This is a genomic window from Agromyces sp. Marseille-P2726 (assembly GCF_902809835.1).
GTDB lineage: Bacteria > Actinomycetota > Actinomycetes > Actinomycetales > Microbacteriaceae > Agromyces.
Genome location: NZ_CADDWM010000009.1, coordinates 110167 through 126660, shown reverse-complemented (window position 1 = coordinate 126660; position 16494 = coordinate 110167). Strand labels below are relative to the sequence as shown.

General features: G+C 69.5%; 15 protein-coding genes and 1 tRNA gene. 5 read left to right on the top strand and 11 right to left on the bottom strand.

Features of this window, described 5'->3' with window-relative positions; genetic code table 11:
- Positions 1-70 precede the first annotated feature (70 nt).
- Both HUS56_RS03100 and HUS56_RS03095 read right to left on the bottom strand, forming a co-directional pair.
- Positions 71-1375 (bottom strand): dihydrolipoamide acetyltransferase family protein, encoded by a 1305-nt coding sequence (locus tag HUS56_RS03100; protein WP_173921922.1) that lies wholly within the window; start codon positions 1373-1375, stop codon positions 71-73.
- A complete protein-coding gene (locus HUS56_RS03095) occupies positions 1375-3561 on the bottom strand; it encodes a thiamine pyrophosphate-dependent enzyme (RefSeq protein ID WP_173921921.1) in 2187 nt (728 codons plus the stop codon). The genes HUS56_RS03100 and HUS56_RS03095 overlap by 1 nt, the downstream gene beginning before the upstream one ends.
- A gap of 115 nt (positions 3562-3676) precedes the next feature.
- Between HUS56_RS03095 and HUS56_RS03090 the strand changes: the two genes are divergently transcribed.
- The 3 genes from HUS56_RS03090 to HUS56_RS03080 are packed head-to-tail and all read left to right on the top strand — an operon-like array spanning position 3677 to position 5803.
- Positions 3677-4201, top strand: a complete 525-nt coding sequence (locus tag HUS56_RS03090) for a VOC family protein (RefSeq protein ID WP_173921920.1) — start codon at positions 3677-3679, stop codon at positions 4199-4201.
- Positions 4198-4881 (top strand): GntR family transcriptional regulator, encoded by a 684-nt coding sequence (locus HUS56_RS03085; protein ID WP_173921919.1) that lies wholly within the window; start codon positions 4198-4200, stop codon positions 4879-4881. The genes HUS56_RS03090 and HUS56_RS03085 overlap by 4 nt, the downstream gene beginning before the upstream one ends.
- Positions 4882-4939: 58 nt before the next feature.
- Positions 4940-5803: an NAD(P)-dependent oxidoreductase gene (locus HUS56_RS03080; protein WP_173921918.1), complete on the top strand. Its 864-nt coding sequence runs from the start codon at positions 4940-4942 to the stop codon at positions 5801-5803.
- Here the strand turns inward: HUS56_RS03080 and HUS56_RS03075 are convergent.
- Positions 5787-6521 carry a cupin domain-containing protein gene (locus tag HUS56_RS03075; RefSeq protein ID WP_173921917.1) on the bottom strand — a complete coding sequence of 245 codons (735 nt, stop codon included), beginning with the start codon at positions 6519-6521 and terminating at the stop codon, positions 5787-5789. The genes HUS56_RS03080 and HUS56_RS03075 overlap by 17 nt on opposite strands.
- 210 nt (positions 6522-6731) lie before the next feature.
- Between HUS56_RS03075 and HUS56_RS03070 the strand changes: the two genes are divergently transcribed.
- Positions 6732-7877: an MFS transporter gene (locus tag HUS56_RS03070; protein ID WP_173921916.1), complete on the top strand. Its 1146-nt coding sequence runs from the start codon at positions 6732-6734 to the stop codon at positions 7875-7877.
- Here the strand turns inward: HUS56_RS03070 and HUS56_RS03065 are convergent, their stop codons facing one another.
- Positions 7878-9260 carry a Xaa-Pro peptidase family protein gene (locus tag HUS56_RS03065; RefSeq protein ID WP_173921915.1) on the bottom strand — a complete coding sequence of 461 codons (1383 nt, stop codon included), beginning with the start codon at positions 9258-9260 and terminating at the stop codon, positions 7878-7880.
- A gap of 114 nt (positions 9261-9374) precedes the next feature.
- On the opposite strand from HUS56_RS03065, the gene HUS56_RS03060 reads away from it, so the two are divergent.
- Entirely contained in the window at positions 9375-9677 is a 303-nt protein-coding gene (locus HUS56_RS03060; protein WP_173921914.1) for a Dabb family protein, read from the top strand.
- 26 nt (positions 9678-9703) lie between these two features.
- Here HUS56_RS03060 and HUS56_RS03055 read toward each other — a convergent pair whose 3' ends face one another.
- The 7 genes from HUS56_RS03055 to HUS56_RS03025 form a co-directional block, all read right to left on the bottom strand.
- The gene (locus tag HUS56_RS03055; protein WP_173921913.1) at positions 9704-10411 is read right to left on the bottom strand and encodes an SDR family NAD(P)-dependent oxidoreductase; all 708 of its coding nucleotides are present in this window, start codon (positions 10409-10411) and stop codon (positions 9704-9706) included.
- Positions 10408-11301: a cupin domain-containing protein gene (locus tag HUS56_RS03050; protein ID WP_173921912.1), complete on the bottom strand. Its 894-nt coding sequence runs from the start codon at positions 11299-11301 to the stop codon at positions 10408-10410. The genes HUS56_RS03055 and HUS56_RS03050 overlap by 4 nt, the downstream gene beginning before the upstream one ends.
- 196 nt (positions 11302-11497) lie before the next feature.
- Positions 11498-12547 carry an LLM class flavin-dependent oxidoreductase gene (locus HUS56_RS03045; RefSeq protein WP_173921911.1) on the bottom strand — a complete coding sequence of 350 codons (1050 nt, stop codon included), beginning with the start codon at positions 12545-12547 and terminating at the stop codon, positions 11498-11500.
- A gap of 30 nt (positions 12548-12577) precedes the next feature.
- A complete protein-coding gene (locus HUS56_RS03040; protein WP_173921910.1) occupies positions 12578-12904 on the bottom strand; it encodes a hypothetical protein in 327 nt (108 codons plus the stop codon).
- Between the two features lies 1 nt (position 12905).
- Positions 12906-14411 (bottom strand): FAD-binding oxidoreductase, encoded by a 1506-nt coding sequence (locus HUS56_RS03035; protein ID WP_217423920.1) that lies wholly within the window; start codon positions 14409-14411, stop codon positions 12906-12908.
- Between the two features lie 14 nt (positions 14412-14425).
- Complete coding sequence (locus HUS56_RS03030) at positions 14426-15868, bottom strand: (Fe-S)-binding protein (protein WP_217423919.1); 1443 nt, start codon at positions 15866-15868, stop codon at positions 14426-14428.
- Between the two features lie 276 nt (positions 15869-16144).
- Positions 16145-16228: transfer RNA gene (locus HUS56_RS03025), tRNA-Leu, on the bottom strand.
- Positions 16229-16494: the final 266 nt, after the last annotated feature.

Below are 16494 nucleotides of genomic sequence, written 5' to 3'. Positions count from 1 at the left end.
GGAGGGACTCCGTCAAGGATGGCCGCCGCGCGGCGCGCGCGCAATGGAGAGTGGTGCCCGTGCCGGCGGCTCAGGCGAGGATCGTCAGCGGACGCTCGATCCGGGCGACGAACGCCGCGAGCCACCGCGCGGCGAGCGCGCCGTCGAGGGCACGGTGATCGGCCGACAAGGTGACGCTCATGATCGTGCCCACCTCGAGCCCGCCGTCGACCACGACGGGAGCCTGCCGCGCCGCACCGACCGCCAGGATGCCGGCCTGCGGCGGGTTGATGATCGCGCTGAACTCCTGCGTGCCGAACATGCCGAGGTTCGACACGGCGAAGCTGCCGCCCTCGATCTCGTGTTGACGCAGGCGGCCCCATCGCGCACGCTCCGCGAGATCGGCGATCTGCCGGCCGAGGGCCGTGACGCTGAGTCGCTCGACACCGCGCACCACCGGGGTGACGAGCCCGTCAGCGAGCGCGACCGCGACGGCGATGTCGACCGAGCCGTGCTGCAGCATCCCCTCGTCGCTCCAGGTGCGATTGGCCTCCGGCACGTCGACGAACGCGCCCGCGACGGCTTTCACGACCAGGTCGTTCACCGACACCTTCAAGGTTGCCGCCGCGTTGAGCTCGCGGCGCAGCTCGAGGAGCCGATCGACCCGGCAGTCGGCGTGGAGGTAGTAGTGGGGCACCTCGTTCTTCGACTCGGTGAGACGTCGCGCGATGGCCTTGCGCATGCGGCTGTGCGGCACGAGCTCGGCGCCCTCGGGCACTGCGATCGGGGCAGCCGAGGTCGGCTCCGCTCCCGCCAGCAGGTCCTCGACATCGCGGCGCACGATGCGGCCATCGGGTCCCGAGCCGCGCACCGAACTCAGGTCGAGGTCGTGCTCGCGGGCGAGTCGGCGCACGAGCGGGCTGATGAAGCGCCGGCCCGATGCGTCGGTCGTGCCACCGGCGACGTCGGGCGGTGTCGGCGGCGCAGCGGCATCCGTCTCGGTCACCGCCTCCTGGGGCAGGTCGTACACGGGCCGGGCGTCCGCGACGGGCGCCGCCGACTCGGGATCGCGAGGGGCCGCCCCTTCGGCCTCTCCCGGCGCAGCCGGCGCCGACGCGCCGGCGGCGGGCCCGGCATCCCCCACCTCGGCGACCTCGCCGGGCTCGCCCACGACGGCGATGGGCGTGCCCACATCGACCGAGTCGCCCTCGGCGACGAGCAGCTGCAGCACGGTGCCCGCGGTCTCGGCCGCGTACTCGACCACGGCCTTGTCGGTCTCGATCTCGGCGAAGGGCTGCCCCACCGCGATCGAGTCGCCCACGGCGACCGACCACGACTGGATCGCGGCCTCGCTGGCGCCCGCGAGCACCTCGGGCATGCGCACGGTCGTCGCCATCACGCACCTCCGGCGTCGCGGCGAACGAGCTGCAGGGCGTCGACGACCTCCTCGGTGCGGGCGATGGCTGCCCGCTCCAGGACCTTCGAGATCGACGGCGACGAATCCGAGCCGGTGACGCGCTGCACCGGCTGGTCGAGCCAGTCGAACAGGCGGCGCTGGATCTCGTCGGAGAGCCATCCGCCGTACGACGTGCCCCGTGCGCCCTGCTCCACGATGAGCACCGCGTTGGTCTTCCGTACGGAGGCCTCGATGGTGTCCCAGTCGATCGATGCCCGATCGAGCCACCGCAGGTCGATGAGCTCGGCGTCGATGCCGGTCTGCTCGATGGCCTCCAGGCTGTGCTTGACCATCGAGAGGTAGGTGAGCACCGTCACCTCGGCACCCGCTCGCCGCACGACGGCGGTGCCCGGCGGGATGACGTAGTCGAGATCGCCCGCGATGACGGTGTCCTTCTCGTTGTAGAGGTCGACGTGCTCGATCACCAGCACCGGATCGTCGAGGGCGAGCGCCGCGTTCATGATGCCGACGTAGTCTTCAGCAGTGGATGCCGCGGCGATGCGCCATCCGGAGCTCGTCGCGAAGATGCCAGCCGGGTCCATCAGGTGCTGGGAACCGTAGCCCGAACCCATCGCGACCTTCGTGCGCAGCACGAGCGGCACCGGGTTCTCGCCGCCGAACATGTGCCGCGCCTTGCCGATCTGGTTGAAGACCTGATCGGCGGCCACCCACATGAAGTCGGGATACATGAACTCGACCACGGGCCGGAACCGGCCGTCGAGCGCCATGCCGCCACCGAGGCCGGCGAACGCGTTCTCGCTGATGGGGGTTCCGAGCACGCGGTCGGGGAACTTCGTCGAAAGGTTCTTCGTGGCGCCGTTCGTGCCGCCCTTCAGCCGGTGCACGTCCTCGCCGAGCACCACGATGCGCGGGTCCTCGCTCATGCGACGCTCCATCACGCCGGCGACCGCATCGACGTACTTGGTCTCCTCCCGCTCGCGGGTGTCGGCGGTGGGCTCGAGCACGCGCCGGGCGTCGAGTTCGCCCGCGTCGCCGCGCACGCCGACGTCGACGAAGGCCGGGTCGGGCCAGAGCTCGGGGCGGATGCGTCGCTGGCCCTCGGCCTCGGGGTCGGCCTCGATGAGCTCGGCGGTCGCTGCGTCGATGGCCGCGGCGGCCTGCCGGCGCACCGCCTCGACCTGCTCCTCGTCGATGAGACCGAGCCGCGTCATCTCGCGCTCCACTCGGGTGACGGGATCGCGTTCCCGCCACTCGGCCTCCTCGTCCTTCGTGCGGTAGCCGAAGGCGCTGCCCGGGTAGGGCCCGTTCTGGTGGAAGTAGCGGTACACCTCGGCCTCGATGACCGCCGGGCCCTCACCTGCGCGCAGGTGCTCCTCGGCCGCGACCATGGCCAGGTGCACCGCGAGCGGATCCATGCCGTCGACCCGGTAGGCGGGGATGCCGAATCCGAGCCCCCGGGCTGAGAGGCGCGGCTCGGCCGTCACCTCCTCGATGCGGGTCGAGACCGCGTAGAGGTTGTTCTCGATGAAGAAGGCGAGGGGCAGCTTCCAGGCCGCGGCGAGGTTCATGGTCTCGAGCACCGAGCCGATGTTCGTGGCACCGTCGCCGAAACAGGCGACGGTGATGTCGGTCGTGCCCGAGTGCTTCTGCGCCCAGGCATTGCCGGCCGCGAACGGCACGCCGCCGCCGACGATGGCGTTCGTGCCCAGGGCGCCCGCCTCCAACCACTGCAGGTGCATCGAGCCGCCGCGGCCGCGGCAATAGCCCTGCGCGAGCCCGAGGATCTCGGCCAGCGTGCGCTGCAGCACGACCTGGACGTCATCGGTGACGAGGTGGCCGAGGTCGAGGCTGCCGCCCGAGACGTGCGTGATGGCCTTGGCGAGGAATTGATGGTGACCGCGGTGCGAGCCGCCGATGCCGTCGGACGAGCGCAGGCCGACGATCGACCCCACCGCGCCGCCCTCCTGCCCGATCGACGAGTGCGCCGGGCCGTGCACGAGGCCTTCGCCCGCCAGTTCGAGCACGCGCTCCTCGAACGCCCGGATCAGGTGGAGCTGCCCGAGCATCGTGGCCAGCAGCTTCGGATCGGCCGCCTTCCAGTCGGCGGCCGTGGTGGTGATCTCCATCCACGGCGCCGCCGGATCCAAACGTCGTTGTCTCGGCATGCGGTCAGCATAGACGTCATTGCATCCAATCACAATGATTTGCATTCAAGGATGCCGCAACGGGGGTCCTCTGGGCTAGGATTGCATCCAGTCATCGCAATGAAGGGATCCCGTCATGGCCCTCCCCGGTCTTCGCGGCACCGAGCATGTCGGCTTCACCGTTCCCGACCTCGATGAGGCGCACCGCTTCTTCGTCGACGTGATCGGCTGCGAGTACGTGTACACGCTCGGGCCGTTCGAGCGCGACGATGACTGGATGACCGAGCACCTGAACGTGCACCCCCGTTCGGTGATGCGCGAGCTGCGGTTCTACCGGTGCCACCATGGCCCGAACTTCGAGGTCTTCGAGTGGGAGCCGGCCGACGGGCAGCGAGACCAGCCCCGCAACAGCGACCTGGGCGGACACCACCTGGCCTTCTACGTCGACGATCTCGACGCCGCCGTCGAGTACCTGCGCGCGCAGGGGGTGCGCGTGCTCGGCGAGCCCACCGCGAGCCGCAACGCCAGCGAGGGGCAGCGGTGGGTGTACTTCCTCAGCCCGTGGGGCATGCAGTTCGAGCTGGTGAGCTTCCCGAGCGGCAAGGCCTACGAGGCGACGAGCCGGGTGAAGCTGTGGGACCCGAGGAATCCGTCGGCGTGAGCACCGCCAGGCAGCTCGCCCCCGCGACTCGTGACGGCTCGGCCAGCCGCCGGGTGGCCGCCGGCATTCGCGAGGCGATCGCGCACGGCGAGCTCCCCCCCGGGTCGCGGCTGCGCCAGGAGGAGATCGCCGAGCGGTTCGGCGCCAGCCGTGTGCCCGTGCGCGAGGCGCTGAAGGAGCTCGAGATCGAGGGCCTCGTCACCCTCGTGGCGAACTCCGGGGCCTGGGTGTCGCAGCTCACCATGCGCGAGTGCGAAGAGGTCTACCAGACCCGGGAGCGGCTCGAACCGCTGCTGCTGCACTACTCGGCGCCGCACCTGTCCGCCGACGACCTCGATGCGATGGACGCGCTCGCCCGGGCGATGGCCGAGACCGAGGACGTCGTGGAGTTCCTGCGGCTCGACCGCGAGTTCCACATGCTGAGCTACTCGGGCGGCGAGACCCTGATGCTCGGCGACCTGGTCCGGCGGCTCTGGAACACCACGCAGCAGTACCGCCGCGCGTACACGATGCTCGTCGACGTGCACGCCCAGCGCATCGTGCATGACGAGCACCGTCACATCGTGGCGACGCTCCGAGACGGCGATGTGGAGGGTGCGGCGCACACCGTCGAGGGGCACATCCGCCGCACCCGGCGGATGCTCGCCGCACACCCCGAGATCTTCACGCCGACCGGATGACCCGCCACGCGGCATCCCATCGCACGCTCACGAAACCACGAAGGAAGGCACCCGCATCATGGCTCGTCTCGGATTCCTCGGTCTCGGCAACATGGGCTCGGCGATGGCCGGCCGGCTCGTCGAGGCGGGGCACGACGTGATCGTCTGGAACCGCTCGCCGCAGGCGGCCGATGCGCTCGTCGAGGCGGGTGCAGCCCGCGCTTCGAGCGCCGCCGAAGCGCTCGGAGCTCCGATCTCGTTCTCGATGCTCGCGAACGACGAGGCAGCCGAGGCCGTGCTGACGGTCGAGAACCTTCGCGGCGAGGCGGGTCGCGTCCACGTCAACACGGCGTCCATCAGCGCGGCCGCAGCCGACCGGCTCGAGCGGGTGCACCAGGAGGCCGGTGTCGGGTACGTGGCCTCACCCGTGCTCGGCCGCCCGTCCGTCGCGGCAGCGGGCAAGCTCAACCTCATGGTGGCCGGCGCCGACGAGCTCGTCGACCGGGTCGCTCCGTTCCTGCAGCCGCTGAGCGTGCGGGTCTGGCGATTCGGCGAGCGCCCTCGCCGCGCCAACGTGACGAAGGTCGCGATGAACTTCATGCTGCTCCACGCCATGCAGGCGATGGCCGAGTCCGTCAGCCTCGTCGAGGCACACGACATCGACGCCTCGGAGTTCATGGAGCTCGCGACCAACTCGTTGTTCGGCGCGGTCGCCTACAGCGGCTACGGCCCCATGATCGCCGAGCGCCGCTACCGCCCAGCCGGGTTCTCGATGGCGCTCGGGCTCAAGGACCTGAGCCTCGCCGAGGAGCTCGCCGAGGAACGCGGGATCACGCTGCCGACGGCCCCGGTGATTCGCGACAGCTTCGAACGGGCGCTCGCCGACGAGGAGCTCAGGGATCTCGACTGGTCCGCGATGGCCGAGGTCACTCGCGGTCGGTAGCAGGCGATGCCGGCATCGCCCGGAGCGCGTCGAGCACACCTCCGACCGACCGTGCCGCGCCGAGGTGGTCGCGCCCGAGGTCGGCGAGCGACTGGTGACCCGATTCCCTCCCGCCGATCACGAACCAGATGCCGCGCGCCGGCTGATCGGTCCTGTTGTCGTAGCGGTGTGGCCGGTTCGAGTCGAAGCACAGCGAATCGCCCGGCTCGAGCTCGTACGTGTCGAACTCGAGTTGCAGGGAGAGCCGCCCCTCGAGGATCACGCCGTACTCGAGGCCCGAGTGCCGCATCATCTTGCCCTCGACCGAAGACGACCCCGAGGGACCGTACGTGACGATGAGCGCGTCGGCGATCGTGCTGTCGCCGACCGCCAGGCGCTCCCACGTCACGCCGTTCTCCATCTCGATGACCGGGTTGTCCTCGCGGCGCTGCACGACGCCGTCGGTGCGCCGGTGGTCCTGATTCGAGGGTGCGGAGGGCACGGATGACGCGTCGGGGTCGCCCTGGGCCTCCACTGCGGCCGTGCGGAGGAGGCCGTCGAGCGACATCCCAAGGTAGTTGACGAGCGCATAGAGCGTGCTCACCGAGGGCTGGGTCTTTCCCGTCTCGACCTGGGAGAGCAGGCTCGCGGAGACGCCGACCGCCGAGGCCACGGTGCGCAGGCTGAGCTTCTGCGACTCCCTGACCCGACGCAACTCCGAGCCCACATCGAGTTGCACGGATCACTCCTCGGTCAAGGTGGTCAGGGGCGGGAGTTCCACCGTTCCCCCGCTTGGAATTCAGTGTGACTGTACACCGCGCGTGGGTCTCGGGCAAAGTTGTACCGAGCATCACGCTGCGATCGGAGGCCCGCCACGACTGCAAGCTCGGCACCAACGCCGGAAGAGGCCGGTTCGGCGCCCGATCGCTGGGGACGACGCGTCGCCGCCATGGCGGTCATCGCGGCGAGCGGCGTCGCGGTCATCTACATCCCGCAGCCGATCCAGACCCTCGTCGCCGAGGAGTTCGGCATTCCCATCGACGCCTCGGCGGCCGCCACCACCGCGGTGCAGGCCGGCTACGCGATCGGCATCGTGTTCCTCGTCTCGCTCGGCGACCGGTTCGCCGCCCGGTCGCAGGTGACGGTGCAGCTGATCGCCACGGCGCTCGCGCTCGTCGGAGCGGCGCTCGCCCCTGCCTACTGGTTCTACGTCGTCATGTGCTTCATCGCCGGCTCGACGGCCACGATCGGGCAGCTCCTCGTCGCCGCCGCGCTCCGCCTCGCTCCACCCGCCCTGCGAGCCCGCACGGCCGCCGTGCTCCTCGGGTCGTTCATCGTCGGGCTCTTCACCGTTCGCACGGCCCTCGGTGCGCTCGCCGAGATGCTGGGCTGGCGAGGAGCCGTCGGGGTGAGCGTCGTGCTCATGCTCGCCCTGGTTCCCCTGGCGCTCCGATTCGCACCACGCGATCGACCGATGGACCCACCCGCGTACCGTCGCATCCTGGCGTCGATTCCCAGGATCGTCCGGACGTCGGCGACGCTCCGGCTCATGTCGGGAATGCATGCCCTGTGCTTCGCGGCGTTCATCGCCGTCTGGGCGACGACGACCGTGCACGCGGTCGGTGAGCTCGGGCTCTCCGTGACCTCCGCTTCCCTGCTCGGACTGGCCGGCCTCTTCGGCGGCGTCGCCACGATCGGCGTCGCTCCCCTGCACGCCGTCGTGGGAGTGCGCCGGTCGATCGCCGTCTCGATGGGCGCCCTGCTCGTCGGGACGGCGGCGATCGCCCTCGCGCCTCAGGCGCTCGCGGTCTCGGTCGTCGCCCTGTTCCTCATCTCCTTCGGCATGAGCAGCGAACAGGTCTCCGCGCAGGCCCGCGCCCTGGCCTCGGTGGCACCCGAGCAGAGCGGACGCGCGAACACGGTCTTCATGGCGGTGACGTTCCTGGGCGGGGCGATCGCGACGGCCGTCGCCGAGCCGGTCTACGGCTGGGCGGGCTTCGGAGCCGTCGGTGCCATGGCCGCGCTCACGACGCTCGGAGCCGTCGCGCTCGCACTCGCCGCCGCGCGCCGCGGCCATCTCCAGGCCACCGGGTGATCAGCCCTCCCCGCGGCCCCACGTGGTGTTGAGGTGCGACTGCGAGTCGCGCGTGAGGTCGAGCGGTCCGCCCACCGAGTAGTATCGCTGCCCGGCGACGAGCAACTCCTCGGCGGGGAACTTCGTGATGACCTCGCAGCCGTCGGCCGTCACCACGACCTCCTCCTCGATGCGCGCGGCGCCCCAGCCGTCGGCCGAGGGCCAGTACGTCTCGAGGGCGAACAGCATGCCCTCCTGGATCTCCTCGGGATGGTCGAGCGAGGTCAGTCGGGAGAAGATCGGCTTCTCCCAGATCGACAGGCCGACGCCGTGCCCGTACTGCAGGGCGAAGGCGGCCTCCTCGTCGGGGAATCCGAACTCCTCGGCCTTCGGCCACACCTCGACGATGTCGGCCGTCGTGACACCGGGCTTCACGAGGGCGATCGCGCGGTCCATGTACTCCCGCGCCCTCGCGTACGCGTCGCGCTGCGCCGCGCTCGCCGAGCCGACGGCGAAGGTGCGGTAGTAGCACGTGCGATACCCGTTGAAGCTGTGCAGGATGTCGAAGAACGCCGGGTCGCCCGGCCGGATCAGCCGGTCGCTGAACACGTGCGGGTGCGGCGAGCACCGCTCACCCGAGATCGCGTTCACGCCCTCGACGTACTCCGAGCCGAGGTCGTACAGGGTCTTCGCGACCAGGCCGACGGCCTCGTTCTCGCGCACGCCGGGCCGGAGGAATCGATAGAGCTCCTCGTACGCGGCATCCACCATCGACGCCGCCTGGGTGAGCAGGCGGATCTCGTCGCCGGTCTTGATGCGGCGCGCCTCCATGAACACCTGCTGCCCGTCGACCACCTCGATGCCCTCGCGCTGGAGGGCGAACAGGATGGGCAGCTCGATCACGTCGACACCGAGCGGCTGGTCGGCCAGCCCGAACTTCTCGAGCTCGCGCTTGACCTTCTTCGCCACGTCTTCGGCGATTCCCGCTTCGGGCGGGAACGCGCCGCGCAGCGTCGAGATGCCCGCGCGAGCGCCGCTCTCGAGTCGCGGCCGCTTCGCGCCCTCGTGCGGCGCGTTCGGGTCGGCGTCGAGCTCGGCCGACGTCACGTCGAGCCACGGGTTGTAGAGCTTGTGGTGCTTGGCCGCCGAACCGAAGTCCCACGAGATCGGGTCGGTATTGCGGGTGAGCAGGCTGAATCGGATCAGCTTGTCCATCGCCCACGTGCCGATATGCGTCGCCGTCATGTACCGGATGTTCGAGAAGTCGAACGCGAGCAGCGCGCCCAGGTCGGACCGATCGAGCTCGGCCTTCAACCTCGCCAGGCGATCATCGCGCAGGCGCTCCATGTCGACGCGCGCCTCCCAATCGACCGCGTTCGTGCCTGTCGTGCCGGTGCTCTTCATCGGGCTCCTCCTGTCACGCTGGAATGCTTCGCGAACTGGGCTGCACTGTTCAGCATAACTGAACAGTCCTCGCCCTCCGTAGTATCGTCGGAAGATGCCGTCCGAGGAGTTCGCGTGATCCGTCACATCGTGCTGTTCGCCCTGGCCGGCGACGATGAAGCCGCGCGCGCCGCGGCGGTCTCCGAACTCACCGCGTCGCTCGTGCCGCTGTCCGATTCGATTCCCGGCGTTCGGTCACTGCGGGTGGACGCCGACGGCAGCGGCATCGGATTCCACTGGCACGCAGCCCTCGTGAGCGAACACGACTCGTGGGAGGCGCTCGCGGCCTACCAGGCCGACCCTCGCCACGTGCACGTGCTCCAGACGGTCGTCGCCCGGCTCGTCACCGAGAAGGCCGTCGTCGACTACGAGGTCTGACGCGCGGTGGCCTCCGGGCCCGGCGATCAGGTGATCCGCCACCCGCGATCGATGTTGAGGCTGTGCGCCGAGACGCCCCGGTTGAAGAGCAGGAACTTCGCGGCATCCACCACGTCCTCCATGCTCACCAGCCGGCCACCGGGCGTGCGGCTCTCGTAGCCCGACAGCACGCCGGCCGGCTTCTCCCTCCAGTACGGGCTGTCGCCGACGATCCCCGGATGCAGCGCGTTGACGCGGATCGGCGCCAGCTCGAGCGCCAGCGTGTTCATGAGCCCCTCGACCCCGCCGTTGATGGTCGAGACGGTCGTCGAGCCGGGATACGGCGCATCCTTCGCACGGCCTCCGAACAGCACGATGCCCGTGTCGACCGACGGCTCGAGCCGGTCGAGCAGCACGTGGACGGTCTCGGTGTATCCGATGAGCTTCAGCGTGATCAGCCGCGTCGCCATCGCGATGTCGTACTCGCGGATCGTGTTCGAGTCCCGTTCGATGGCCGTGAACACGATTCCCGCGAGTCGGCCGACTCCGGCGAGGGAGCCGGCGATCTCCGTCGGTTCGGAGAGGTCGACGGCCACCCCCGACGCGCGTTCACCCAGCTCCCCGGCGATCTCGTCGGCAGTGCCCTGCTTGCGGCTGGTGACGACGACCCGGTCACCTCCGGCGACGAGATCCCGTGCGAGTTCGAGCCCGATGCCCGCGCAGCCGCCGACGATGAGATAGGTGCGATCCGTCATAGCTCGTCCTCCAGTCGTTGCTCCAGGTAGTCCCAATCACGCACGAAGCGGTACGCGTGGCGCGGCGGCATCTGCGGCGACTGCGTCTCGAGCCAGCGCACGTTCGCACCGGTGGCCGAGAACGAGTGCACGCACCCGACACCCGCCCACGCGAAGTCGCCGGGGCCCAGCAGGAATTCCTCCCCGTCGAAGGTCGCCCTGACCTCTCCGTCGAGGATGAGATACGCCTCCTCGAGTGGATGGTCGTGGGGACCGGCGGCTCCGTCGGGGTCGTACTGCACCATGAACATGGCTCCGAGCGTCGCCCCGAGGTCGGAATCGACCATCATCTTGAGCGAGATGCCCGTGTAGACCAGCAGTGCCGTGCGCATGCTTCCCGACACCGCGAGCAGCTCCTGCGACTGCCTGCCCGGGTTCATGTGCTCGGTCGTGATGTTGCCGAACGACCGGGTCCGCGGGTCTCGAGGATCGACCCGCACCGGGTCGGCCGACGCGAGTTCGGGAACGCGGTAGGTGTCGGAGCCGTGGCGCTCACGCGCGGGCGGCGTGAAGAGATCGCACCACACGGCGACCGTGTCGCCGACGGCGCGCCAGGCGTGCGGTACGCCGATCGGGATGACGCCGTAGTCTCCGGCCACGAGGTGAACGGTGGCCTCGGGCGTTGCGAGCACCACCTCGCCTTCGATGAGGTGGAAGCTCTCCTCGAACGAGTGCACGTGCGTCGCCGTCGACCCGCCGGGCTCGAGGCGCGTGACGCCGAAGTCGGTGTGGGCGGCACCGTCATCCTCGCCCACGGCGCGCCATCGCGTCATCCCGACCGCATCCGGAGCGAGCGGACCGGGCGGCGAGTACACCGCTGCGTCCCGGCGGCGCACCACGAACCTCGACATGAGCGTCCCTTCCCGGCGTACCGGCTGCCGGCGCAGCGCAGTGCACCCGTCGTTCAGTGCCACTGAACAGTAGTCAAGGGTGTGTGGACGCGGTTGTCAAGGGTCGCGAGCGCGCGGTCAAGGGTCGCGAGCGCGCGGTCAAGGGTCGCGAGCGCTTGGCAGGAGCGGTCGGCGCCCGCGTCCGGTCAACCGAGGCCTACGCGAATGCCGGCATGATCCGATCGTGCACGAGCCGCAGCTGCGTGTCGACGTCGGCCACTCCCTCGACCTCGTGGCCCATGAGCGACTTGACCAACGCGGCGTCGGTGATCGCCAGGATCATGTGGTTGATCCCCGTCGGCGCGATCTCACGCTGGATCTTCTCGAGGCACTCCTCGGGCGTCCCGGCGATCGAGAGCCGGTCGCCGAGCTCGGGCGACGTGAGCTCGATCGCACGAGCGAGCTCGCCCGCGCCGAGCGCCTCGATGATCGGCGCGACCTCCTCGGGCTCGACGCCGTTGCGACGCAGCTGCTCGTGCGGCATCGACGAGGCGTAGAGGCCGACCATCGCTCGCGCGGCATCCTTCGCCTTCTGGGAATCCTCCCCGACCGCGAACACGACCCAAGCCCCGAGATCGAGGTCGTCCAGCTTCTTGCCCGCGCGCTCGGCGCCGATCCTGCAGTGCTCGATCATGTACTCGTACGCCTCGCGCGTGTAGCTCAGCGCGTGGTGGCACCCGTCGGAGAACTCCGCGCTGGCCTCGAACGACTTCGGGCCCCGCATCGCGGCCATCTTCACCGGCACGCGAGCCTGCACCGGACGCGCGAACGTGAAGAGGCTCGAGTAGTTGAAGAAGTCGCCGTCCATGGTGATCACGCCGTCATCGAGGAAGGTCCGGACGGCCTTCACGCCCTCGATGACCCGCGAGAGGGGCTTGGTGTCGGTCCAGTCGATGCCGTACTGCGCGAGCAGCCCGAAGTTGCCGCTCGACAGCACGACCTCGGCCCGGCCATCGGTGAGCTCATCGAGCGTGGCGGCCGCCTGGGCGATCAGCGTCGGCTCGCGCAGCATGACCCCTGAGGCGCTGGGACCGAACCGGACGTTCTTCGTCTTGTCCGCGGCCGCCGCGAAGAGGAGCCAGAGGTCCTTGTGCCACGTCTCGTCGGCGGCGTACACGGCATGGAACCCCAGCTCGTCGGCGACCTGGATGGAACGCATCGACTGTTCCAAGGGGTAGTCGGGGAGCATGACGTAGCTGAACTTCATGGCGATCTCCTTCGGGGTGTCGGGAACCGATCAGGTGGGGGTCTCCGGCGCTTCGTTGACGGATGCCGCGGCCGAGCCGGCTTGGGCCGACCGGGCCGTGGCCTCGGCGTCGACCTCGGCGAGCAGGTCCGAACCCGTCACGACACTCTTGGCGAAGTGCGCGTGCATCCAGGCGAGGTGATCGCCGCGCGCGTTCATGATGCGGAGCGAGTCCCAGTTCGGAAAGGTCTGCTGCAGCACCCACCGCTCCATGAGCCGCGGGTCCACCTCGAAGACGTGCTCGTGCGTCGTGATCGCGACATCCGTGACCCGTCGAGGCTCGGGAGGCTGCATCTGCTCCTCGTACCGGAACGCCATCTCACTCCCCCTCCGGATAGGCCCGGTCGAGCAGGTACTTGCCGGGGTTCATGATGTTGTTGGGGTCGAGCGTCCGCTTGATGTCGAGCATGACGTCGAATCCGCGGCCGAGTTCCTCGGGCACCAGGTCGACCTCGCCTTCCCGGCACGAGCCGTGGCACGCGCTGATCGAGCCGCCGTGATCGAGCGCGACCCGGGCGATGTCGCGTTTCGCGTCGACCCACATGGCCCACGCCCGGTCATCCAGCTGCTGCTCCCAGATGCCGATGTCGATCTCGGTGAGGTAGTCCACCCCGGTGCTTCCCTGCGTGTACGCGAACATCCCCCAGTCGTCGAAGACGTCGGTGCGGCGTCGCAGGTCGGCGACGATCTCGTGCCACGCCCTGGTGACGGACGGGAGGGCCGAGAAGTTGATGGCCGCGTCCTCGCAGTGCCAGCTCATCGGCACGACCTGGCCGTCCTTGGTGCGACCGTGCAACGGGGTCGCGTAGCGATCGTGCCGCGCCGCCCAGTCGCCCTCCGAGATCTCGTCGCCGAGGTAGCGGGCGCCGTGCTCCTTCGCGATCCGGAACAGACGCCTGCCACCGGCGCGCACCTCGTCGTCCCAGCCGTACATCACGGCGCAGACGAGCGCCCGCACATCCGTCGGCTGGGGGATGTAGGCCTCATCGTCTCGTCGCAGGTAGGCGACCTTGTGCTCATCGAAGAGCACCGCACCCGCGAACGTCGCCACGCCGGCGCGCGCGAGCGCGCCCGTACAGGCGTAGGCGTCGTCGTAGTTGTCGAACGCCCAGAACGGCGAGAGCTCGGCCTCGGGCTTGGGGAAGAGCTTGAGGGTCGCACGCGTCGCGATCCCGAGCGTGCCCTGGTGCCCCATGAAGAGGTGCTTGAGCTGGTAGCCGCTCGAGGACTTCGAGACCTTGCGCCCGATGCCGTCGCCGACGTGCATCACCTCGCCCGTCGGCAGCACGTGGTCGAAGCTCAGCACGAGGTCACGCGTGTGGCCGTAGCGCGCCCCGATGAGCGACCATCCGCTCGTGCCGATACGTCCGCCCACGAGCGAGCACGGGTACGACGCCGGATCGTCGGGATAGAAGAGGCCGTACGGGGCGAGGTACTCGTTGAGCTTCAGCATATTGATACCGGTGCCCACCGTCACGGTGCGGTTCACGAGGTCGAGCTCGTGCACCTGGTTCATCCGCTTGACATCGACGAGGATGCCGCCCCGCAGGGGCACCGCGCCGTCGGTCAGTCCCGTGCCGCCGTCGCGGGGAACGACCGGCACGCGCAGGTCGTTCGCGATCCTCACCACCGCGGCGACCTGCTCGGTCGAGGTCGGGAGCACCACGAGATCGGGAACTCGCTCCGACCAGCGGTGCACCGGGAACGGTGCGGGAACCCTGGCCCGGTTGAAGCGGTCGGCGCGGCCCGTGAGGATCTGTTCGTCGGGGAGCACGGTGCGCAGGGCGCGAACGACTTCATCGACGTGCTCGAGCATGATCGTCATCGGTGCGCTCCCTCTCAGCCCTCGCCCTCGCCGGTATCGCGCCTGCTTCTCGTTCGACGCACCCGGCCCGGAGCGCCCGTACGGATCTGCGCGAGCCGTCGATCGCCGGTCTCGCCGCGCGAACCGCCCACATCGATGCCGAGCGAGGTCGCCAGCAGTTCGTGGATGTCGAGCACGTCGATGTCGACGTCGTCACCGGCTTCGGTGAGCGGGCGCTCCGACCACGGGCACGCACTGACGAGCGTGTCGACGTCGAGCCGGCCGGCGTGGTCGAGTCGTCGGGCGCTGATCGCCGCCGTGAGCTCGGGCTTCTCGACCGCGAGTCCTCCGCCGGCGCCCGAGCAGTACGACCATTGCGTGACCCGGTCGACGTCCTCGAACCGCAGGCCCGGGATCGCGCGGAGCACCTCGCGGGGCTCCTTCCAGATGCCCTTGCGCTTGTTGAGCCGACACGGGTCGTGGTAGGTGATGGCGCGATCCACGGGGACTTCCGGCACGAGCCGGCCGTCGCGGATCATCTCGGCGAACAGTTCGACGACGAGCACGACCTCGAGATCGAACTCCGCCCCGAAGTACTTCGGGTAGTCCTCGGTGAACGCGATGTAGTCGTGCGGGTCGAGCACGAGCAGTCGCTTCGTCCCGGTCGCACGCCACGACGCCAGGTTGTGCTCCGCGAACGCGCGAGCCTGGTCGACGTAGCCCATCTCGGCGGCGGGACCGCCGCAGCACCACTGCTCGCCCATCAGCCCGAACTCGTACCCGGCTTTCTGCAGCACCTGCGCGACCGCGCGCGGCACCGACGTGCGGTAGAACGCCGCCTCGCAGTCCACGAAGAGGATCGACTCGCCGCCGATCGGGATGTCGAGACCGTCGGCCCAGTCGCGCACCGTCTCCTGGCCGACCGGCACTTCGCCGAGCACCGGCTCGTGGCTGCGCTCCGCCGTGCGGGCGTTCCACGAGCGGTACCCCTCCTGATGGATGCCGGAGTCGACCGCGAGCGCGCGCGCCGCCTTGACGACATCGACCGTGCGGGTGCGGAACCGGTAGAAGTCACCGGTGAACAGCGTGTTGGGACACCGCAATTCGCACGCGCCGCACTGGGTGCAGTTCACGTAGTCGGCGGCGACGTCCTCGATGGTCAGCTCGCCGCGCTCCATGGCCACGACGTTCGCGTGGAACGCCGTCGGACTCCACGATTCGTTGCGCGTCTCGGTGACGACGGGACAGACCTCGCGGCAGAACTTGTGGCCCGACGAGTAGCAGTTGTACGAGGCGTTGCGCCACTCCTCGACGAACTCGCGGGTCTTCACGTCGGCGAGCGGGATGACCACCTGCGACACGATCTCGTCGTTGCGTGTCAGCTCTGCGAGCTCGGGCGGATTCGCCCGCATGCCGGGCGTGAATGGTTCGAGCAGCGGATCCGCGGACGGTGCCCCGTCCTGGTCGAGGTCAGTCACGGCACACTCCCCAGGGCCAGAATGCACGCCCCGGCGCGTGTGTCCGGGACGGCGATGACGTCGGACTGCGATTGTGAGTCATCCTCGCGGACTTCGTCCCACGAACGCAAGAGCCAGCCGGCCTCGGCGCCGGCAATGGCCCGAGAAGAGGGGCCACGGATGCCGCGACGCCGCGCCTGCGGCATCCGAGCTGCAGAGGAAAGGAAGCTCGCGGCAAACCAAAAAGACTCGCGGCATACCAAGAAGAAAGGCCCCGGATCTCCGAGGCCATGCTTGTGCGCGAGGGGGGACTTGAACCCCCACACCCTTGCGAGTACTGGCACCTGAAGCCAGCGCGTCTGCCAATTCCGCCACTCGCGCGTGTGGCGCACCGAGGTGCGTCAACCACACGAGCCTAACATCTCGCACGCGGTGTTTCGCGCAGACGTTCCTGCTGTGGTGGCGATTCCCGTGCCGAGAGTGCAGTCGTCTCCCTCGCGAGGGCGCGAAGTGCACACTGGGCGATGAACTGAATGCTCCTCGCACCCGGGAACCCTCTGTGAATCCTCAGAGTCCCCGTCCGGCCTCGCACTCCACGGTCGTCGGGAATAGCATCGATCAGCGGGATCCGGTGCCCTACAACCCGA

Coding starts and splice junctions, on each gene's coding strand:
- HUS56_RS03100 (WP_173921922.1), bottom strand. CDS start 1,375: ATGGCGACGACCGTGCGCATGCCCGAGGTGCTCGCGGGCGCCAGCGAG.
- HUS56_RS03095 (WP_173921921.1), bottom strand. CDS start 3,561: ATGCCGAGACAACGACGTTTGGATCCGGCGGCGCCGTGGATGGAGATC.
- HUS56_RS03090 (WP_173921920.1), top strand. CDS start 3,677: ATGGCCCTCCCCGGTCTTCGCGGCACCGAGCATGTCGGCTTCACCGTT.
- HUS56_RS03080 (WP_173921918.1), top strand. CDS start 4,940: ATGGCTCGTCTCGGATTCCTCGGTCTCGGCAACATGGGCTCGGCGATG.
- HUS56_RS03070 (WP_173921916.1), top strand. CDS start 6,732: ATGGCGGTCATCGCGGCGAGCGGCGTCGCGGTCATCTACATCCCGCAG.
- HUS56_RS03065 (WP_173921915.1), bottom strand. CDS start 9,260: ATGAAGAGCACCGGCACGACAGGCACGAACGCGGTCGATTGGGAGGCG.
- HUS56_RS03055 (WP_173921913.1), bottom strand. CDS start 10,411: ATGACGGATCGCACCTATCTCATCGTCGGCGGCTGCGCGGGCATCGGG.
- HUS56_RS03050 (WP_173921912.1), bottom strand. CDS start 11,301: ATGTCGAGGTTCGTGGTGCGCCGCCGGGACGCAGCGGTGTACTCGCCG.
- HUS56_RS03045 (WP_173921911.1), bottom strand. CDS start 12,547: ATGAAGTTCAGCTACGTCATGCTCCCCGACTACCCCTTGGAACAGTCG.
- HUS56_RS03040 (WP_173921910.1), bottom strand. CDS start 12,904: ATGGCGTTCCGGTACGAGGAGCAGATGCAGCCTCCCGAGCCTCGACGG.
- HUS56_RS03035 (WP_217423920.1), bottom strand. CDS start 14,411: ATGACGATCATGCTCGAGCACGTCGATGAAGTCGTTCGCGCCCTGCGC.